The organism is Thalassococcus lentus, from assembly GCF_028023555.1.
Classification (GTDB): Bacteria; Pseudomonadota; Alphaproteobacteria; order Rhodobacterales; family Rhodobacteraceae; genus Thalassococcus_A; species Thalassococcus_A lentus.
Genome location: NZ_JAQIOY010000002.1, coordinates 41,320 through 60,914, shown reverse-complemented (window position 1 = coordinate 60,914; position 19,595 = coordinate 41,320). Strand labels below are relative to the sequence as shown.

The 19,595-nt window shown below is 59.4% G+C and carries 17 protein-coding genes; 12 read left to right on the top strand and 5 right to left on the bottom strand.

The annotated features are described in order from the left end of the window. Positions 1-38 precede the first annotated feature (38 nt). Positions 39-1,112, top strand: a complete 1,074-nt coding sequence (locus PFY00_RS05415; protein WP_271431519.1) for a 2'-deoxycytidine 5'-triphosphate deaminase — start codon at positions 39-41, stop codon at positions 1,110-1,112. A gap of 5 nt (positions 1,113-1,117) precedes the next feature. Here PFY00_RS05415 and PFY00_RS05410 read toward each other — a convergent pair whose 3' ends face one another. Further along, positions 1,118-2,302, bottom strand: a complete 1,185-nt coding sequence (locus PFY00_RS05410; RefSeq protein ID WP_333908195.1) for an N-acetylmuramoyl-L-alanine amidase — start codon at positions 2,300-2,302, stop codon at positions 1,118-1,120. 114 nt (positions 2,303-2,416) lie between these two features. After that, the gene (locus PFY00_RS05405) at positions 2,417-3,568 is read right to left on the bottom strand and encodes a pyridoxal phosphate-dependent aminotransferase (RefSeq protein ID WP_271431517.1); all 1,152 of its coding nucleotides are present in this window, start codon (positions 3,566-3,568) and stop codon (positions 2,417-2,419) included. 84 nt (positions 3,569-3,652) lie between these two features. On the opposite strand from PFY00_RS05405, the gene PFY00_RS05400 reads away from it, so the two are divergent. Together PFY00_RS05400 and PFY00_RS18965 are read left to right on the top strand one after the other, a co-directional pair. Beyond that, positions 3,653-4,984, top strand: coding sequence for a M48 family metalloprotease (locus PFY00_RS05400; RefSeq protein ID WP_271431516.1), 1,332 nt, complete (start codon positions 3,653-3,655; stop codon positions 4,982-4,984). A 22-nt stretch (positions 4,985-5,006) separates the two neighbouring features. Beyond that, positions 5,007-6,098, top strand: a complete 1,092-nt coding sequence (locus PFY00_RS18965) for a DsbA family protein (RefSeq protein ID WP_333908194.1) — start codon at positions 5,007-5,009, stop codon at positions 6,096-6,098. 87 nt (positions 6,099-6,185) lie between these two features. Here the strand turns inward: PFY00_RS18965 and ispG are convergent, their stop codons facing one another. The 3 genes from ispG to hemA all read right to left on the bottom strand — a co-directional run bounded on the left by ispG (position 6,186) and on the right by hemA (position 10,615). Next, positions 6,186-7,319: a flavodoxin-dependent (E)-4-hydroxy-3-methylbut-2-enyl-diphosphate synthase gene (ispG, locus tag PFY00_RS05390; protein WP_271431515.1), complete on the bottom strand. Its 1,134-nt coding sequence runs from the start codon at positions 7,317-7,319 to the stop codon at positions 6,186-6,188. A gap of 137 nt (positions 7,320-7,456) precedes the next feature. Further along, positions 7,457-9,259 carry a helix-turn-helix domain-containing protein gene (locus PFY00_RS05385; protein WP_271431514.1) on the bottom strand — a complete coding sequence of 601 codons (1,803 nt, stop codon included), beginning with the start codon at positions 9,257-9,259 and terminating at the stop codon, positions 7,457-7,459. 126 nt (positions 9,260-9,385) lie between these two features. Next, the gene (gene hemA / locus PFY00_RS05380; RefSeq protein WP_271431513.1) at positions 9,386-10,615 is read right to left on the bottom strand and encodes a 5-aminolevulinate synthase; all 1,230 of its coding nucleotides are present in this window, start codon (positions 10,613-10,615) and stop codon (positions 9,386-9,388) included. Positions 10,616-10,928: 313 nt separating this feature from the next. Between hemA and PFY00_RS05375 the strand changes: the two genes are divergently transcribed. The 9 genes from PFY00_RS05375 (at position 10,929) to PFY00_RS05335 (ending at position 19,520) form a co-directional block, all read left to right on the top strand. Continuing rightward, positions 10,929-12,299: a M20/M25/M40 family metallo-hydrolase gene (locus PFY00_RS05375; RefSeq protein ID WP_271431512.1), complete on the top strand. Its 1,371-nt coding sequence runs from the start codon at positions 10,929-10,931 to the stop codon at positions 12,297-12,299. Between the two features lie 208 nt (positions 12,300-12,507). After that, positions 12,508-13,044 (top strand): hypothetical protein, encoded by a 537-nt coding sequence (locus PFY00_RS05370; RefSeq protein ID WP_271431511.1) that lies wholly within the window; start codon positions 12,508-12,510, stop codon positions 13,042-13,044. Next, a complete protein-coding gene (locus PFY00_RS05365) occupies positions 13,041-13,919 on the top strand; it encodes an alpha/beta fold hydrolase (protein ID WP_271431510.1) in 879 nt (292 codons plus the stop codon). The genes PFY00_RS05370 and PFY00_RS05365 overlap by 4 nt, the downstream gene beginning before the upstream one ends. 61 nt (positions 13,920-13,980) lie before the next feature. Next, a complete protein-coding gene (locus PFY00_RS05360) occupies positions 13,981-14,889 on the top strand; it encodes a DMT family transporter (protein ID WP_271431509.1) in 909 nt (302 codons plus the stop codon). Between the two features lie 64 nt (positions 14,890-14,953). Beyond that, positions 14,954-15,826 (top strand): ATPase, encoded by an 873-nt coding sequence (locus PFY00_RS05355; protein WP_271431508.1) that lies wholly within the window; start codon positions 14,954-14,956, stop codon positions 15,824-15,826. Positions 15,827-16,037: 211 nt separating this feature from the next. After that, complete coding sequence (locus tag PFY00_RS05350; RefSeq protein WP_271431507.1) at positions 16,038-16,994, top strand: homoserine O-succinyltransferase; 957 nt, start codon at positions 16,038-16,040, stop codon at positions 16,992-16,994. 4 nt (positions 16,995-16,998) lie between these two features. After that, positions 16,999-17,946: an alpha/beta fold hydrolase gene (locus tag PFY00_RS05345; protein WP_271431506.1), complete on the top strand. Its 948-nt coding sequence runs from the start codon at positions 16,999-17,001 to the stop codon at positions 17,944-17,946. Positions 17,947-18,040: 94 nt separating this feature from the next. Then, positions 18,041-18,910 (top strand): polyphosphate kinase 2, encoded by an 870-nt coding sequence (gene ppk2 / locus PFY00_RS05340; RefSeq protein WP_271431505.1) that lies wholly within the window; start codon positions 18,041-18,043, stop codon positions 18,908-18,910. Further along, positions 18,903-19,520 (top strand): TetR/AcrR family transcriptional regulator, encoded by a 618-nt coding sequence (locus tag PFY00_RS05335; protein WP_271431504.1) that lies wholly within the window; start codon positions 18,903-18,905, stop codon positions 19,518-19,520. Before ppk2 ends, PFY00_RS05335 begins: the two co-directional genes overlap by 8 nt. Positions 19,521-19,595 lie beyond the last annotated feature (75 nt).

The following is a 19,595-nucleotide window of genomic DNA, read 5'->3' as shown; positions in this document are numbered from 1 at the left end:
GCTTGCTATGCAGATGCAACGGACGAAAGGAACACGACATGCCAGGCGTATTGGCAAGCCAGCAGATCGAAACTCTGATAGCGACAGGCGGCCTTAGCGCTGGCACAGATTTCGTGGATGGCCAGATTCAACCTGCCAGCCTTGATCTGCGTCTGGGCACCGTGGCCTATCGGGTTCGAGCCTCGTTTCTGGCCGGTGAAGGACGCAGTGTTGCCAGCCGGATAGAAGATTTTGAGATGCACCGGATCGATTTGACCGATGGTGCGGTTCTCGAAAAGGGCTGTGTCTACGTTGTTCCGCTGATGGAAAGCCTCTCGCTGCCCAACGGTATTCAGGCCATCGCAAATGCCAAAAGCTCAACCGGGCGATTGGATTTGTTGACCCGCGTGATAACCGATGGCGGTACCGAGTTTGATCGTATTGCGCCCGGCTATTCCGGGCCGCTCTACGCTGAAATCTGCCCGCGAAGCTTCTCTGTGCTGGCACGGCCTGGAATGCGGCTGAACCAGATCCGGTTCCGCGATGGTCGGGCCGTTCTGGATGATGATGAACTGCGCGCTCTGCATGAGGCGGAAACACTGGTCGGTGGCGGCCCTGCCGTTATCAGCGAAGGTTTGGGCTTTTCCGTTGATCTGAGCCCCGGCGAGGGCAATCTGGTCGGTTATCGTGCCAAGCCGCACACCGGGGTGATCGATCTGGATCGCATCGGCCAGTACGATCCGGCCGATTTCTGGGAGCAGCTCTATACTGACACGCGGCAGTTGGTTCTGGACCCCGGCGCTTTCTACATCCTTGTCAGCCGTGAAGCGGTCCATATCCCACCCGGCTATGCCGCTGAAATGGCACCCTATCTGGCCATGGTTGGTGAATTCCGCGTGCACTATGCGGGCTTCTTTGACCCCGGCTTTGGCCACGCGGCTGCCGGAGGAACCGGCGCGCGTGGCGTGTTGGAAGTGCGCTGCCACGAGGCACCTTTTGTGCTGGAGCACGGACAAGTGGTCGGACGACTGGTTTATGAACGGATGTCCGAAATACCGCAGCAGCTATATGGCGCGGGCATTGCTTCCAACTATCAGGGTCAGGGCCTGAAACTGTCCAAGCATTTCCGCTAAGCGACCTATTGGCGGCGCAGGCGGGACAGAGCTTCGTCCTCGATGGACCATGCTTCGATGCCGTCACGGATACCAGCCGCCATACCCGCACGCCATGCCGGATCCTGCAGGTTCTTCAGATCCTGCTGCGTTGACAGGAACCCCAGTTCCACCAGAACCGATGGGATGTCGGCGGCCTTGAGCACCGAAAACCCGGCCTTGCGCAGCGGCCTTTTGTGCACATGGCCTAGTGCATTCCGAATACCGTTGACCAGATGGCGCGCCAACGCAGCGCTGCGCGGCGTATTGTCGAGCCGGGCAATTTCCATAAGCACCTGCGCGACCTGATCGTCGGCACCAGACAAATCGACACCGCCCAGAAGGTTGTCACGGTCATGACGTTCCGCCAAAGCGGCCGACGCCTCATCCGAAGCCTCTTCGTCCAGCACATAGACCGTCGCACCATGCGCCACGCCTGCGGCAATTGCATCTGCGTGCAAGGAGACGAACAGATCGGCATTGGCCTGTTGCGCCATCGCGACCCGCGCCTCCAGCGAGACGAATACATCGGCCTCTCGTGTCAGGAATACCTCGTAACGGCCAGTCCGCAGCAACGCCTCGCGCAGCTCAAATGCAAACTGAAGCATCAGGTCGGCTTCGTTGATGCCGGTGCGTTCCGCGCCCGGATCCAATCCGCCATGCCCGGGATCCAGCATAACCCGCAAGGGGCCATCTTGCCCGGCCTGCGCGGCCACTTGTGCCTCGGGCCGGATGGCCTGCCAGCCCGGAGACACAGGAGCCCCAGCAGTTTTGGCAAAGCTCTCGTCATCACTTCGGCGCAGGGTTACCGCCAGTCGCGCCAGCCCTGTTTCTGGCTGCGTTTGCAGTTCCGCCTGTTCGACAGCCATCGGTTCGGCCAGTTCCAGAACCATGCGGGACCAACCGGGCTGAAACCGGCCCACGCGCAATGCGCTGATGCGATCCGAGGAATTGACCTCTTCACCAATCATGCCGCTCCAGTCCACTTCACGAAAGTCGAGAACAAGGCGGCGAGGCTCATCCAGAGTGAACAGTCGCCAAGGCACACCCTGACTAAGGTCAAGTGTAATGACCGTCCGCCCAAACCGGGCATCCTCCATACTGGCCGATTGCAACCGGGCCAGACCACCGGACTGCTGGGCAATGCTTGTGGTCGCGCCAAATACAAGCACGCAGCCCAAGACTGTCAAAAGATGCAAAAGCCTGCTCATCCGCCTCTTCCCGGGGTGGTTTCGGGCAGGATAACAGAGCCGCACAAGGCACGCATCCCAAACAATCCAATCAGGTCAGATATGACCCCGGGCCTGCATAAATCCGCGCAAACGTTCCAACCCTTCTTCGATATCGGCTGTTGAGCGAGCATAGGAAAACCGCAAGGTCCCGCCGCCACGGACCGGATCGAAATCCAGACCGGGGGTTACCGCGACCCCTGCCTCGTCCAGAATGGCGCGGGCAAAGGCCCGGCTGTCATCGGTCAAATGGCTGATATCGGCATAGACGTAAAACGCACCATCCGGCGGTGCGATACGATCAAACCCGGCCTGAGGCAAACCTTCGAGCATGAGCGCGCGGTTCTTGCGGTAAACGGCCATGTTCTGTTCGAGTTCATCACCAGCATCCATGGCCGCCAGCGCCGCCAACTGCGAAGCATGCGGCGCGCAGATGAACATGTTCTGCGCCAAACGTTCGACCTGTCGGATGTTGTCTTCTGGCAAAACCAGCCAACCGGCCCGCCATCCGGTCATGGAGAAGTATTTGGAAAAAGAATTGATGACACAGACATCATCACTGATTTCCAGCGCGCTGACCGCTTTGGCTTCATATTCGATGCCGTGATAGATTTCGTCAGACAAGAAGGCCGCGCCTCTGGCCTGCGCTGCTGATATCAGTGCTGACAATTCTGGCCGCCCCAGCATCGTACCGGTGGGATTCGCAGGGCTGGCGACCATCAGGCCCTGATAATCCACTGCTTCGAGGTCTGCGGGAGTAGGTTGAAGGCGGTTTTCCGCCGAAGATTGCACCTCGACCGGAACCAGGTTCATCGCCTTCAGGATCTGCCGATAGGACGGGTATCCCGGTGCGCCCAAGGCGACACGATCCCCGGCGTCAAACAGCGCCGAAAAGGCGAGAATGAAACCGCCGCTGGATCCCGGGGTAACCACAACGCGGCCCGGATCCAGATCAACATTGTACCATTCCCCATATAGCTGGGCGATCCGCGAACGCAGCGCCGGAAGTCCAAGAGCAACTGTATAGCCGAGCGACTCGTCCTGCATGGCCTTGGCCAAGGCGTCTCGGGCAGCCGCCGGCGCAGGTGTGCCGGGCTGGCCCACTTCCATGTGAATGATATGACGGCCCGCCTGCTCGGCCTGCCGCGCCGCTTCCATCACATCCATCACAATAAAGGGATCAACCGCACCCCGGGTTGAATTCCGCATGACTTGCCTCTCTACTCTGCTCGCACCATCTTGGCCTTCATGGCCTGTGTCCCTGTGCCTACGGCTAGAAACGGTGAGGCGTCAATGATCCTTCCAAGACTGATTGCAAAATGCCTGAGCGTGGTCCTGCTGCTAAGCCTTCTGGCCGCGTCCCCTGCCCGTGCCGCGACTTTGTTGCGCGACGCGGACATCGAGTTTTCGCTGCGCCAGCTGGCCAAACCTGTGCTGTCCGCGGCCGGTCTGAACCCCAACTCAGTTCGCATTCTGTTGATTGACGACAGCGCCTTGAATGCCTTCGTTGTCGATACGCAGCATATCTTTATCCATTCCGGCCTGATGATGAAGCTGACGACCGCAGAACAGCTTCAGGCTGTTATCGCGCATGAAGCGGCTCATATCTCGAACGGCCATCTGGCCCGCCGCCTTGGCAACATGCGCTCTGCCCGCACGGCGGCCGGTCTGGGCCTGCTTCTTGCGGCGGTGACCGGTGCGGCATCTGGGAATGGTCAAGCCGCAGCCGCCGTGGCAGCGGGCACACAAGGATCAGCCATGCGGCTGTTCTTTACCCACACACGCGCCGAAGAGAGCGCGGCAGATATCTCGTCTGTGCGGTTCATGATGCGCGCCGGGATCGACCCGCGCGGCGCATTGGAGGTGCAGGAAATTTTCCGTGGCCAAGAGGCGCTCTCCACCGCCCGCCAAGACCCCTATATGCGCACGCATCCTCTGTCGCGCGACCGGCTGCGCGCCCTGCGTGGTCTGGTCGAAGGACACAAAGGCGCGGGCCCGAACACGACGTCGCAGTACTGGTTCGAACGCGCCAAAGGCAAGCTGACTGCCTTCAAACGGGCACCCAGCTGGACCCTGCGCCGCGCCAAAGACAGCATTTCGCAGGATATCAACCTGATGCGACAGGCGGCGGCCTATCATCGGCAGTCCAACACCAAACGCGCTCTCAAGGCGATTGATCAGGCAATCGCGGTGCGCAAGTCCGATCCATTTCTGCTGGATCTCAAAGGACAGATCCTTTTGGAGTCGCGCAACTTCAACGCTGCCGTGCAAACTTTTCGCGCAGCAGCCAAGGGCGCCCCGCGTGAACCATTGATCCTTGCCGGGCTTGGCCGTGCGCAACTGGCCGCCGGAGACGTTCGCGGTGCTTTGCGGTCGCTTGAGGCGGCCCGTGGCCGTGATTTTTCCAACGGTCGGTTGTTGCGCGATCTGGCTGTGGCTTACGCCAAACAAGGCCAGCCGGGAATGGCATCCACTGTCACAGCCGAACGATACGCACTGCAAGGCCGAATGAAAGACGCCAAACTGCACGCGGAACGGGCCATGGGCCAATTGCCGCGTGGATCGGGCCCGTGGCAGCGGGCACAAGATGTGCTAAGTGCTGCTGAAAGAGCCTTACGACGTTAAGAGATTTACCTGGGAGCAATACATGGACGATTCAAAACTTCCCCTCATCGTGGGTGGTGGCGCGGGCATTCTGGCCGTCGTGGCCGCTGTCAGCGCACTGACCGGCGATCCAAAGGAAACGGCAACAGAGGCTGCCGAAGCCGTTGCGACCAAGGTCGAAGAAGTCGCTGAAGATGTCGGTGATGCCGTCGCCGACGCTGCCGAAACTGTCGTCGAGAAGGCCGAAGACGCGGTCGAAGTTGCTGCTGACGCCGTGGAGGGCGCTGGCGAAGCGGTGATCGAGGCCGTTGACGAAACCGCCGATGAGGTTGCTGAAGTCGCCGAAGACGCAGTGGATGACGCTGCCGAGGAAACTGTGGCCGAAGTTGCTGACGACGCCGCGGTTGAGGTGGAAGCAGATGATGCGGCGGCCCCGCTCGCGGCGCTGGATCTCGACAACATGACCGAAGAACAAAGCGCCGCATTCGATGCTTTGGTGCGCGACTACCTGATGCGCGACCCGCAGGTCATCATGGACGCTGTTGCGGTTCTGGAGCAGCGCCAGAACCAAGCGCAGGCCGAAGCTGACCGCGATCTGGTCACGGCAAATCTGGATGCGCTTCTGGATGACGGTTTTTCCTATGTGGGCGGCAATCCCGACGGATCATTCACCATCGTCGAATTTCTGGACTATCGCTGTGGCTACTGCCGCCGCGCAGCGCCCGAAGTTGAATCGCTCATCGAAGCTGATGGCGATATTCGTCTGATCGTTAAGGAATTCCCGATCCTCGGCGAAGCCTCCTTGGTGTCGTCGCGTTTTGCCATCGCAACGCTGATCACCGAAGGCCCTGATGCCTACAAGGCAATGCATGACGGTCTGGTAGCGCTGGACGGGAACCCGACCGAACCAGCGCTCAGCCGTTTGGCATCGTCATTGGGGCTCGACGTGGATGCCATCTTTGAAGAAATGGAGAGCGAAGAGGTCGCCCGCCGGATCGCTGAAACTCGTGCACTGGCCCAAGCGATGCAGATCAGCGGCACGCCCAGCTTTGTCTTTGGTGGCACCATGCTGCGAGGCTACGCGCCGATCGACGCCATGACCCAAATCGTTGCAGAAGAGCGCGCACGCCCGTAACGACTGGATCATGCTATCAAAAAAGAAGCCCCGCAGAGCAATCTGCGGGGCTTTCTCGTTCAGAGGCAATGACCCGCAGCCAAGAGGCTATTCAGCGGCTTGGGTCTCGGCGCTGTTTTGCTCTTCGAGTTCCGCAGCTTTCTTTTCAACCTGCTCAACGATGTGTTCGACCATCTGATCGTTGGACATCTTGTGGCTTTGCTTGCCTGCCAGATAGACCATCCCTGCTCCGTTGCCGCCGCCAGTAAACCCGACATCGGTCATCAAGGCTTCGCCCGGTCCATTCACGACACAGCCGATAATCGACAGGCTCATGGGTGTCTTGATATGTTCAAGCCGCTTTTCCAGCCGTTCAACCGTCTTGATCACGTCAAATCCCTGACGGGCGCAGCTGGGGCAGGAAATAATGTTCACCCCACGATGGCGCAGGCCAAGCGATTTCAGGATTTCGTACCCGACCTTTACTTCTTCGACAGGATCCGCCGAAAGGCTGACGCGAATTGTATCCCCAATCCCCATCCAAAGCAGGTTGCCCAGACCAATCGCTGATTTGATCGTGCCCGAAGTCAAACCACCCGCTTCGGTGATCCCCAGATGGATTGGCGCATCGGTCACATCGGCAAGGGCCTGATAGGCCGCCGCCGACAAAAAGACGTCGGATGCCTTACAGCTGATCTTGAATTCGTGAAAATCGTTGTCCTGCAGTATCTTGATGTGATCCAAACCGGATTCAACCATCGCTTCGGGACAAGGCTCGGCATATTTTTCGAGCAGGTGTTTTTCCAAGGAACCGGCGTTCACGCCAATCCGAATGGAACACCCGTGATCCCGCGCGGCACGGATCACTTCCTTGACGCGATCTTCTGAGCCGATGTTGCCCGGGTTGATCCGAAGGCAGGCAGCGCCCGCCTCTGCCGCTTCGATCCCACGTTTGTAGTGAAAATGGATATCGGCCACGATCGGAACCGGGCTTTCCTTGACGATCTCCTTGAGGGCGCGGGAACTGTCCTGATCGGGCACCGATACGCGCACGATGTCTGCACCCGCCTCTGCCGCGGCCTGAACCTGCGCAATCGTGCCCGGAATATCCGTGGTTACCGTATTGGTCATGGTCTGGACCGTGATCGGCGCATCACCACCGACAGGCACCGAACCCACCATGATCTGACGGGATTTGCGGCGATAGATGTTTCGCCACGGGCGGATGTGATTGTGAGACATATCGCGTTTCCTGACCGTTCTGACACCGGGCCAAGCGTACCGCGCTGACCCGGAAAATATGTCAACTCAAGTTTACACTACAGGCACACGGAGACCGAGGTCCAGTGATAACCACACCAAAAGGCCCTTAGGCCCCATTATTCCTGAGGAAGAGCCTGTCCGGCATTAAGCTCGGCGACGACCTTGGCCAAAGCAGGCTGCTGGTTCAGATCCGCAACGGCCAGCTTTTGCGTAATGCCCTCGGCAGACAGCGCAAGATTGCGGCCAAATTGCCCGCTTTTGCCATAGGGGCCGTAAGTCTGGCCGTTCACCGCAAAGAAAACACCGCCAGCATTGCCGGAAAAAATCGTGGGCGGTTGTTCTGTCTGTGGCACGCGGTACGTATCACCCGGGCGCAGCGTCTGGGCGAACAGCTTTTTGCCCGATGGTGACGTGACCTCAACCCATGTTTCCGCTGTCGCAACGACAGTAATTCCGGGCAATGGATTGCGCAGCACCTGCGGGCTGGCTGGTACGGCCGTATCGGCCAGTTGTGTACGGTTCAATACGGGTGCCACTGGCGCCTGCGGTGCAGCCGGTGCTTCGGCCAAAATCGGAGCCACACGTTCAGGCGCATTGGGGCGCGCTGGAACTTCAGGTGGGCGTGTCACGTCCGGACCAGCAATCTGCGCGATAACCGGAGCCTGCACTTCGGCAACGACCGGCTGTTCGGGGCGCAAATCCAGCGATGCCAGCACACGGCTCAGATCGCTGTCCGCGTCAATCGCCGCGACATCGTAGCGTTCGACCAGGACATCGGGAACCAGATCAACCTCAGAGAATTGGCCGTTTGGCCCCGATGGGCCAAGCGTCACGCCGTTGACCGCGTAATACACCGCGCCAGACTCGCCCACTTCGATCCGAGGGACCGTTGCGTTCGCGGGGACCGCGTAGGTGTCGCCTGCATTCATAATGCCGGTAAACAGCGTCGTGCCCGCTTCGTCACGCACACGCACCCAAGCTGGGCGTACGGCAACGACTGTCACACCATCGCCTTGCAAAACCGGGGCTTGCTCAGCCGCCGCCAGCGCTGTTGTGGTCAGACCCTGCTCAAGCGCAGCAGCCGCAAGCGAGCTGTCCTGCACCTGTGGCAGATCCCGGCGATCGGACTGCGCAAACAGTCCAACATTGGAAGGATCGAGTGTGGAAATCGGGGCATCACGCGCCACGAGCACAGGAACGTCCAATGCCTGCGGGCGGTAAAGCCGGTCAAACCCGTCTTTTGCAGGTGGCGTGAACAGGCCAGCCACTTCTTCTTGCTCAGCCGGGCCGTCCGGCGACTGCACAGGGCGCACGGCACCGTCCAGCGGATCAAGTTCGCTGAGCACAATAGGCGTCTGTTCGATCGGGGTGACTTGCACGCGCTGCACTTCTTGCAGAACAGCCCACCCGCCATAGCCAATGCCACCAATCAGAGCGAGCAGCACAAGCGTCGAGCCGACAGCGCCTGGCTCAATCCGCGACAGCACGCTTTCGGCCGCTGGTGCGAATGGCATATTCGGTTCGGCCAGAGGGTCACGGGCACGCGGGCCCGAAGCTTCGTCATCTGACTTACGAATCGTCGAGGCCTTGTCCGACATGCCATGCGCGACGGAAAAGCCGCTTTCGGCGCAGAAGACCGCAAAGGTTTCATCCGGGTCCATGCCCAGATACCGCGCATAGGAACGCACGTATCCAGCAATAAAGCCCGGGGTATCGAAGGCAGAAGGGTCGCAGTTTTCAATGGCAGCAATGTAGCTGGCCTTGATGCGCAACTCACGCTGCACGTCCAGCAAGGATTTGCCCAATGTGGCCCGCTCACCGCGCATCATATCGCCAAGGCGCAGCGTAAAGTCGTCAAAACCCTGCGGGCTTACGACGTCCTCTTGCTCTGGCGTATTGCGGGATTTGCGCCCAATCATGTGGCCTGCCCTACCATACCATTCTTCCTGCGCCTGCATTTACCGCGACGGGCGTACCGACTCGGCCTGCCCGTTCATTGCGCCTAGAATAGCATATCTCAAGGGGAATTACAGGTTATCCACCGCCTAACCCGTTAATTCGGCACGATTCAGCGCACAATGGCTCCAAAGTTCATCCATCGCGCGGACCAGCTTGTCCATCTCGTTCGGGCCATGCACCGGGGACGGCGTGAAACGCAGTCTTTCGGTGCCGCGCGGAACGGTCGGGAAATTGATCGGCTGAACGTAGATTCCGTACCCGTCCAGAAGCATGTCAGACAGCTTCTTGGTGTGCACAGGATCGCCCACGATGACCGGAACGATATGGCTCCCGTGGTCAATGATTGGCAGACCCATGCCCTTCAGCCGCAGTTTCAGAATGCTGGCCTGTGTCTGATGCTGCTCACGCAGCTTCTGACCTTCAGTGGTTTTCAGAAAGGCGACCGAGGCCGCGGCACCAGCGGCAACCGCCGGCGGAATGGATGTCGTAAAGATGAAGCCCGGCGCATAAGACCTTATGGCATCACACATTTTGTCGCTCGATGCGATATATCCACCCATCACGCCATAGGCCTTAGCCAATGTACCGTTGATGATGTCGATGCGGTGCATCAGACGATCCCGTTCGCAAACACCGGCCCCACGTGGCCCGTACATGCCCACAGCGTGGACTTCGTCGATGTATGTCAGTGCGCCGAATTCATCCGCAAGATCACAGATGGCTTCGATCGGACCGAAATCGCCGTCCATCGAATAGATGGATTCGAAGGCAATCAGCTTTGGCGCCGCCGGATCGTCCGCTTCGAGCTTGGCACGCAGATCGTCAACGTCGTTGTGCTTGAAGATTCGCTTGGCACCACCATTGCGGCGCACACCTTCGATCATTGAGGCGTGGTTCAGCTCATCCGAATAGATGATCAGGCCGGGGAAAAGCCGCGGCAAAGTCGACAGGGTTGCGTCATTGGCAATGTAAGCCGAGGTGAACAGCAGTGCTGATTCTTTCCCGTGCAGGTCAGCAAGTTCTGCTTCCAACCGCTTGTGATAGACCGTGGTGCCCGAAATATTCCGTGTGCCCCCCGATCCTGCGCCGGTGGCTTTGATCGCCTCATGCATCGCATCCAGCACGACCGGGTTTTGGCCCATGCCAAGATAGTCGTTGCCACACCAAACCGTGATGGGCTGTTCGCTGCCATCGGTTTTGCGCCACGTCGCGTGGGGAAACTGGCCGTTCTTACGTTCAATATCGATAAAGGTCCGGTACCGGCCCTCTTCGTGCAAACGCGCCAAGGCGTCATCGAGCTTCGCGGTGTAGTCCACCGTGTCTCTCCTTTTCTTCGGCCCACCCCGTACCGGGCGGCCCCCCATCGTGCCGTAAATCCAGCATACAGCCGCATTCAAGTTTGTGAATAACTATCGTTCGCGACAACTTGTGACAACTGTTTATCGACGGACCAACCGTCGCAGCCTTGATCTGGGTCAAGCAAATCGACAGACAACCGTCCCGGGTCTGAAAAATTGACGCATATCGGAAACATGTTTCCTGTGGCTGACCGGCTCCGCCTGCTCTGGACACTGCCGGGGCCTTTGATACGGTCAGCGTGAAAACAATCCCACACCAAAGGAGTGCTCCATGCCGCTTGATCCCGTTCTTTCCCGCATCGACGACGATCTGCCCGCGGCGTTGGACCGCTTGATGGCCTTGCTGAGGATTCCGTCGATTTCCACGGATCCTGCCTTCAAATCAGAGTGCGACAAAGCCGCAGACTGGCTCGTGGAAGATCTGGCCAGCCTCGGGGTGAACGCTGAAAAACGCCCCACGCCCGGCCATCCAATGGTCGTCGGACACGTCGACGGAGACGGCCCACACGTATTATTTTATGGGCACTACGATGTGCAGCCCGTTGATCCGCTGGAGTTGTGGGATCGCGACCCTTTTGATCCTGCCATCGAAGAAACTGCCAAAGGCAAAGTCATCCGAGGTCGCGGATCGTCGGACGACAAAGGCCAGCTGATGACCTTTGTCGAAGCCTGTCGGACATGGAAAGCCGAGCATGGCACCCTGCCCTGTCGGATCACCTTCTTCTTCGAAGGCGAAGAAGAAAGCGGATCGCCATCCCTGATTCCCTTTCTGAAGGAAAACGCTGACGAGTTGAAAGCGGACATCGCCTTGATTTGCGATACCGGCCTGTTCGAGTCCCGCGTGCCGTCAATCATGACCCAGCTGCGCGGTCTGCTCGGAGAAGAGATCACCCTGACCGGCCCGGACAAGGACCTGCACTCCGGAATGTTCGGCGGTGCTGCGCAAAACCCAATTCGTGTTCTGACCCGCGTTCTTGGCAACCTGCATGACGACGACGGGCGTGTGCAGGTGCCCGGCTTCTACGATGGGGTTCCGGAGTTGCCGGCGGCGATCAAAGAGCAGTGGGATGCACTGAACTTCGATCATTCTGGCTTTCTGGGGGATGTCAGCCTGTCCGAGCCTGCCGGTGAAACCGGCCGAACGCCTTTGGAAATGATCTGGTCACGCCCGACAGCCGAGATCAACGGCATCATTGGTGGCTACACCGGCGACGGCTTCAAAACGGTCCTGCCCTCCAAAGCCAGTGCCAAAGTCAGTTTCCGCCTTGTCGGCCAACAGGACCCGCACGCCATCCGCGACAGTTTTCGCGCATGGGTCAAAGGCCAACTGCCGCCGGATGTGGAGGTCGACTTTGCGCCGCATGGTGCATCACCCGCCAGCCAGATGGAAACAACTCACCCGGCCTTTGAACAGGCACGCGGCGCTTTGGGTGCTGAATGGGGGCATGAAGCGGCGTTCACGGGATGTGGTGGGTCGATCCCGGTTGCCGGGTACTTCAAGTCGATCCTTGGCATGGATTCAATGCTGGTTGGCTGGGGCAAGGACGATGACCAGATCCATTCGCCCAACGAAAAATACGATCTCGAAAGCTTCCACAAAGGCATTCGCAGCTGGGCCCGCATCCTCGACGCGATCGCCTGAGCGCCGTTTCACAGCCTGAGCGGGAATCAGCTCTGCGTGTGATACCCATAAGCCCTGATTTTGATTTAAAAATCAGCGAATTGAGAACGCTCGCGGCGACAAAACCCGCCATAACGTGTGCATTGTTTCTATGACGTTAGGGCAATCCGACCCAATTTGTGCCTCATTCGAGCAAAGCTTCGCCATATTCCTTAGTTAGAAATCAGGCATGGGATTTGCGTCAGACACCAAAGGCTACAGCGATTTTCGCCGCCGCGTTAAGCGGGTGGACCCGGCGTTTCATCGCTGGGGCGAAGGTGCCCGCCTTAAGGATGCGACAGCAAGCCGACCAACCGCATCCGCACTGGCAGGCTTTGCCTGGGCCTATGTGGTAATATCCGTCGGCTCCAACCGTCAACTTCTCGAAGCGTCGCTGCGCGAAGGCAATCTGAGCCCGCTTGCACAGGAACGCATCATGATGGCGCTCGTCGCGCTTCTGATGGCCTCGGTCATTCTCTTTGCCATTCACGCGGTGCGTTACTGGCTGGGCAGTGGCGGCAAAAAACGCAATTCCGGCGGTTTGCTCGTGGGTGCAATGGGCGCTCTGGTGCTGGTCTACACACCCACCAGTGTCTGGCAAACCGGGTTTGGCATGATGGATGATAACAGCCAATCCATGTTCCTGACGGCGCAGGCAACTTTGTCAGATGCCCTGCCCGGGGTTGACTTGGGCTCAGTGAGTTTCGTTAGCTCCTCCGGGAGATGACAGAACAATCCTTTGCCCAAACACGGGTCTTCGAACACGACAGCCAGCGCATCGTCTATGACGTGATGGGCAACGGTCCGCCCGTCCTGTTGTTGCACGGATTCCCGCAAACCCGTGCCATGTGGTCCCGCATAGCTCCCGCTCTGGCCGAAACCCATACCGTCGTCAGCGCCGACCTGCGTGGGTACGGTGCCAGCAGCAAACCGGCGCAAATCGCACAGATGAGCTTTCGCGCCATGGGCCGTGACATGCGCGCCTTGATGGCCCACATTGGTTTTGATCGCTTTCATCTGGTGGGCCATGATCGCGGTGCACGGGTGGCGCACCGCATGGCACTAGACGCGCCGCAATGCGTGCACAGCCTGACCGTCATGGATATCGTCCCGACCCATCATTTGTTGCACCACCTGAACCAAGGCGTTGCAAGAGCCTACTATCATTGGTTTTTCCTCGCTCAACCCGCCCCTTTCCCGGAAACCATGATTGGGCACGATCCGGACGCTTATTTCGAGAGGTGTCTTTTGGGTTTCGGCAAGGCGCGGCTGACGGATTTCGAACCGGAGATGCTCGATGCCTACCGCCAGTCATGGCGCGATCCTGACTGCATTCGATCCATGTGCAACGACTATCGCGCGGCCCTTGATATCGACTTCCACGATGATGCGGCTGATCTGCATCGTACGGTCGATTGCCCGGCTTTGGTTCTTTACGGTGCCGAAGGCGCGATGGCCAAAGCGATGGATGTGGCAGCGACCTGGGCGCCGCGCCTGACCAATATGCGCCATAGCGCCATACCGGGCGGACATTTTTTCCCCGATCAATCACCCGAGCAAACCGTTCAGGCATTGCGCCCGTTTCTGGTACAGGCCGTCTGACCCTGCGGCTTTGCGCAAGAACCGGATCGTCTTTGCCAGACAGCGCGGCCATATTCGCCACATGAAGCAGACGAGACTTTCATCCAGAGCCTGGGCCGAGCTGTTGTTGCTCGGCATAATTTGGGGCGGTTCCTTTCTGGCCATTCGCGTGGCCTTGGACGAAATCGGACCTTTGACCTCGGTGCTATACCGCACCGGTATTGCCGCCGCCTTGCTCTGGCCGGTGGTGTGGTTGCGCGGGCTGGCTGTGCCCAGATCTGCCCGTCTTTGGGCTGGTTTGTTTGTCATGGGGCTGCTGAACAATGTGATCCCCTTTTCGCTCATGGCATGGGGCCAGCTGTTCATCCCGTCTGGGCTGACCTCAATCTTTAACGCGACAACCGCCATATTTGGTGTCGTGGTCGCTGCGCTTGTCTTTGCAGACGAACGCCTGACGCGGCAAAAAGCTATCGGTGTAACAGTTGGGTTCGCTGGCGTTGTGACGGCGATCGGCCCCTCAGCGATCAGGAATTTCGATATAACTTCGCTGGCGCAGCTTGCCGTGTTGGCCGGCACCTTGAGCTACGCTGTGGCAAGCGCATGGGCCCGTGCCCGGCTGAGCAGCCTGCCGCCGCTTGTGGCGGCCACCGGCATGTTGACCACGGCAACACTGATCATGGCCCCAATCGCCATCTGGGCCGAAGGTATGCCGGACCTTGCGCTTGCGCCGAGCACCTGGGCCGGAATTGTCTACTATGCCGCCATAGCAACCGCCCTTGCCTATCTGCTCTATTACCGCGTGCTCGCCATGGCCGGATCAGGCAACCTGATGCTGGTCACACTGATCATTCCGCCTGTGGCGATTGTGCTCGGCGCATGGGTACGCGACGAACAACTGGCCCAGTCGGCCTATGCCGGATTTGGCCTATTGACGATCGGATTGCTGATCCTGAACGGCCGAATTCGTCTGCCCCGTCGCAAGAGCGTTTGACGCGGCCCGCGACCGGCCTTAACCAGTGGGACCGTGAAAACGTCCTAAGCGCCGGGGTTCCGCCATGCTCTATTCCAACGCCAGCGAATGGCGCGACTCTGCGGCCAAGCGCGTTGTTCTGTTTGCAATGTCAGGGCTGGGCAAAACCCATGTCTCGAACCTGCTGCGGGACAATGGCGACTGGTTTCACTATTCAATCGATTATCGCATCGGCACCCGCTACATGGGCGAATACATCGCCGACAATGCCAAGCGTGAGGCGATGAAGAACCCGTTCCTGCGCGATCTGCTTTTGTCGGATTCCATCTACATCGGCTCGAACATATCCTTCGATAATCTGACACCAGTTTCGACCTATCTGGGCAAGCCCGGGAACCCCGATCTTGGGGGGCTTCCCATGGCCGAGTATCGGCGCAGGCAGGAACAGTTCCGCCGCGCGGAGATGCAGGCCTTGCTGGATACTCAGTATTTTATCGACCGCGCCGAAAACCTTTATGGCTATCCGCATTTCATCTGCGACACAGGCGGGTCGATCTGTGAATGGGTTGATCCGGCAGACCCCGGTGATCCGGTTCTGACCGCGCTGTCCAAAGCCGCTTTGATGGTTTGGATCAAAGGTGACGAGGCCCACACCCAAGAGCTGGTCCGCCGTTTTGATCGCGCCCCGAAACCCATGGCCTATCAGCCGGAATTTCTGGAAACTTGCTGGACAGGCTATCTGGACGAAAGCGGGTGCAGCGAGGCCGAGGTAGACCCCGATGCCTTCATCCGCTGGACCTACGCCAAGGCACTGGCCCACCGGCAACCACTGTATCAGGCCATGGCGGACAACTGGGGCGTTACCGTGGACGCACAGGACATGGCCACCGTACGCGATTCATCTGACTTTGACGCCGTCATCAGCGCAGCGCTCGATGGGGCTACAAAAGCGGGCTGATCGGCACCTGACTGAACAGAGCGAATATCGCCGGATGCCGGCCAGATCGTTCCGCCGTTCCAACGCATCCCTGTCAGAGCTACGAAAGCCCCAAATCCGCCTTTTCAGACCCCGCACGGGCCACTGTGGCCTGGCGGATTCGCACCAACCGTACCTTGTACCCCTGCCCCCGCTGCCCTATTTGTGAGCATCCAAACCAAGGAACCTTGTTATGCCGATCAAACTGCCTTCGGACCTGCCTGCCTATGACGTGCTCTCGCAAGAGGGTGTCATGGTCATGTCCGAAGAACTGGCATCCAAACAAGACATTCGGCCCCTGCGCATCGGCCTGTTGAACCTGATGCCCAAGAAGATCGCGACCGAGAACCAGTTCGCGCGTCTCATTGGTGCCACGCCCTTGCAGATCGAACTCAGCCTGATCCGCATGTCGGAGCATCAGACCAAGAACACAGCCGCCGAACACATGGCAGCCTTCTACCGCCCCTTCGAAGAGGTCGCGGCGACCGGCGAAAAGTTCGACGGGTTGATCATCACCGGCGCGCCGATCGAGCATCTGCCCTACGAGGATGTGACCTATTGGGAAGAGCTGACGCGCGTCTTCGACTGGACCCAGACCAATGTGCATTCGACATTTGGTGTGTGCTGGGGCGCAATGGCGATGATCCACTATTTCCACGGCGTGCCCAAGCATATGCTGGATCACAAGGCTTTTGGCTGTGTGCGTCACCGTAATCTTGCGCCTGCATCGCCATTCCTGCGCGGGTTTTCCGACGACATGGTCATTCCCGTATCGCGCTGGACCGAGCTGCGCCGCGAGGAAATCACCGCCGCCGGACTGCCGATCCTGATCGACAGTGACGAAACAGGCCCGGCGCTGGTGCAGGACCTGAACCATCGGGCACTCTATGTGTTCAACCACTTTGAATACGACAGCGGTACGCTCAAGGAAGAGTACGATCGCGACGTCGCCGCCGGCGCGCCGATCAACGTGCCCGCGAACTACTATCCCGATGATGACCCGGCCCAGCCTCCGCAAAACAGATGGCGCAGTCACGCGCATCTGCTCTATGGCAACTGGGTGAACGAGATTTATCTGACCACCCCGTTTGACGCGTCCCAGATAGGTCAGGCCAGCACCGACTGGCGTGCCGCCACGCGGTCGGAGTGACACGGTGAAGGTGTTGGTTGCCCTGCTGGTCCTGGTGGCGGTGTTCTGGATCGTCACCCTGTGGAAGGCAAACCGGCATGAACTGCGCGCCGAGGCAGCCTTCCCGCCGTCCGGTGAATTCCTCGAGGTGGACGGCATTCGCGTGCACTATGTCATCAAAGGTCAGGGCCCGGATCTGGTGCTGATCCACGGTGCATCGGGCAATTTGCGCGACATGACCTTTTCTCTCGTCGACAAGCTGGCCAGAGACTACCGCGTGGTCGCCTTTGATCGACCGGGTTTGGGGTATACGGACCGAATGGACCCCAAGGGGACCACCATCGTGCAGCAGGCCGGGTTGCTGTCCAAGGCGGCGGAAGAGCTGGGCATGGATCACCCCATCGTGCTTGGGCAGTCCTATGGCGGGTCGGTTGCGCTGGCCTGGGCCGTGCATCACCCCGAGAATGTATCCGCGATCGTCACGCTTGGCTCGCCGTCCCTGCCCTGGGACACAGGGCTGTCCACCTATTATCGCCTGACATCGTCACGCTGGCTGGGCCCGATCGTGAATCCGGTGCTGGCAGCTTGGGTGCCGGACCGGGTGGTCGAGGATGCGATTGATGCCGTCTTTGAGCCTCAGGACGCACCGCAAGGCTATGGCGCACATATCGGTGCTCCCCTGACCCTCAGACGTCAGACGATCACGGCCAATGCCTTGCAGCGGGCCCAACTGCTGGAACAGGTCCGCGCGCTGGAGCCGCGCTACGGCGAAATCAACGTGCCGATTGAAATGGTACATGGAGCGGCCGACACCACAGTAGGTGTATCAATCCATTCCGCGCCTTTTGCCGAACGCTACCCCAACGCCAATCTGGTGACCCTGGAAGGGATCGGGCACATGCCTCACCATGTCCGCGAAGGCGCCGTGCTGGAGGCAATCCACCGCGCCGCATCGCGGGCTGGTCTGCGCTAAGGTCCGGGTTTCCGCAACGGCAAGAACCGCTTGGCATTTGCGTTAAGCCTCTTAACATCCCATATTCAGAACAGAGCAGATAAGAGGATGCCGCATGTCCCTTCCGTTTGACGGCGCAATCAGCCGCTATTTCGACGAAGAAGCCCCAGCCGCCGTGCGCGATGCCATTCGGCGTGCAGAAAAAGGCGACATCCTTGACTCAGGCTTTCCCTATTCCGAGCAGATGAAGCGCAAGACCTATGAAAAGGAAATGGAAGCGCTGCAAATCGAACTGGTCAAGATGCAGGCCTGGGCGCGCGAAACCGGCGCACGGGTGGCGATGGTCTTCGAAGGGCGCGATGCCGCTGGCAAGGGCGGCACGATAAAGCGCTTTCGCATGAACCTGAACCCGCGCGGCGCCCGCAACGTCGCCCTGTCCAAGCCTTCGGACGTCGAAGCCTCGCAATGGTATTTCCAGCGCTACATAGATCACCTGCCTGCTGGAGGTGAAATCGTGTTTTTTGATCGCAGCTGGTACAATCGCGGCGTTGTGGAACATGTCTTTGGTTTTTGCACGCCCAAGCAGCGCGAGCACTTTTTTGCGCAGGTTCCGCAGTTTGAACAAATGCTGGTGGACGAAGGCATTCACCTTTTCAAGTTCTGGCTGAACGTGGGCCGCGCCGAACAGTTGCGCCGCTTTCTGGATCGCGAAAACGATCCGCTCAAGCAGTGGAAACTGTCAGGGATCGACGTCAAAGGCCTGCCCCGCTGGGATGCCTATTCGGATGCCATTTCGGAAACGCTGCAACGATCCCATTCGGACATCGCGCCCTGGACCGTTGTGCGCAGCGACGACAAGAAACGCGCGCGACTGGCAGCGATCCGGCACGTCCTGAGCAGTCTGGATTACGACAACAAGGACCCAAAGGTCGTCGGCAGGCCCGACGCCAGGATTTGCGGCGGCCCGGACATCTGGGATGCGTAAACGCGGCTATCATCATGGCAATCTGCGTCAGGCTTTGGTTGATGCAGCGCTTGAGTTGATCGAGGACAAAGGCCCCACAGGGTTCACACTGTCCGAGGCGGCCAAGCAGGCAGGCGTTACACCTGCGGCTGTCTATCGCCATTTTGCCGGCCGCGAGGATCTGATCGCCGAAGCCGCCCGACAAGGCTATGAAATTTTCGCCGACGTCATGGAATACGCCTATCAAAGCGGTCAGCCTTCTGCATTGGCCGCCTTCGAAGCAACGGGCCGGGCCTATCTGGCCTTTGCGCGCAAATATCCCGGACACTACATTGCGATGTTCGAAAGCGGAGTATCGGTGAACCATTCGCCCGAACTGGCGTCGGTGTCTGCGCGGGCCCGAGGCGTTTTGGAGAAGGCCGCCGAAGAGCTGTCTCAGCACATTCCGCCAGAAAAGCGCCCGCCGCCGGCTATGTTTTCAGCCCACATCTGGGCCATGAGCCACGGTGTCGTGGAGCTTTTTGCCCGCGGCAGCCCCGGCACCAAGAGCCCTTACCCGCCCGAAGACCTGCTGGAGACAGGGATCGGTGTCTACCTGCGCGGTCTCGGCCTGCTGGACGCAGACACCTGACCTGAATGTCCGGCGCGCCAATGGCGCACCGGCCGATCGGGGGGCCAACCCCCCGAACCCCCCGGGATATTTGGG

Excerpts from the sequence above, each read along its gene's own strand:
- PFY00_RS05405 (WP_271431517.1), bottom strand. The coding sequence starts at position 3,568 with ATGCGGAATTCAACCCGGGGTGCGGTTGATCCCTTTATTGTGATGGAT.
- PFY00_RS05355 (WP_271431508.1), top strand. The coding sequence starts at position 14,954 with ATGCTCTATTCCAACGCCAGCGAATGGCGCGACTCTGCGGCCAAGCGC.
- PFY00_RS05400 (WP_271431516.1), top strand. The coding sequence starts at position 3,653 with ATGATCCTTCCAAGACTGATTGCAAAATGCCTGAGCGTGGTCCTGCTG.
- ispG (WP_271431515.1), bottom strand. The coding sequence starts at position 7,319 with ATGTCTCACAATCACATCCGCCCGTGGCGAAACATCTATCGCCGCAAA.
- PFY00_RS05360 (WP_271431509.1), top strand. The coding sequence starts at position 13,981 with ATGAAGCAGACGAGACTTTCATCCAGAGCCTGGGCCGAGCTGTTGTTG.
- PFY00_RS18965 (WP_333908194.1), top strand. The coding sequence starts at position 5,007 with ATGGACGATTCAAAACTTCCCCTCATCGTGGGTGGTGGCGCGGGCATT.
- PFY00_RS05370 (WP_271431511.1), top strand. The coding sequence starts at position 12,508 with ATGGGATTTGCGTCAGACACCAAAGGCTACAGCGATTTTCGCCGCCGC.
- PFY00_RS05350 (WP_271431507.1), top strand. The coding sequence starts at position 16,038 with ATGCCGATCAAACTGCCTTCGGACCTGCCTGCCTATGACGTGCTCTCG.
- PFY00_RS05415 (WP_271431519.1), top strand. The coding sequence starts at position 39 with ATGCCAGGCGTATTGGCAAGCCAGCAGATCGAAACTCTGATAGCGACA.
- PFY00_RS05385 (WP_271431514.1), bottom strand. The coding sequence starts at position 9,259 with ATGATTGGGCGCAAATCCCGCAATACGCCAGAGCAAGAGGACGTCGTA.
- PFY00_RS05335 (WP_271431504.1), top strand. The coding sequence starts at position 18,903 with ATGCGTAAACGCGGCTATCATCATGGCAATCTGCGTCAGGCTTTGGTT.
- ppk2 (WP_271431505.1), top strand. The coding sequence starts at position 18,041 with ATGTCCCTTCCGTTTGACGGCGCAATCAGCCGCTATTTCGACGAAGAA.
- PFY00_RS05365 (WP_271431510.1), top strand. The coding sequence starts at position 13,041 with ATGACAGAACAATCCTTTGCCCAAACACGGGTCTTCGAACACGACAGC.
- PFY00_RS05375 (WP_271431512.1), top strand. The coding sequence starts at position 10,929 with ATGCCGCTTGATCCCGTTCTTTCCCGCATCGACGACGATCTGCCCGCG.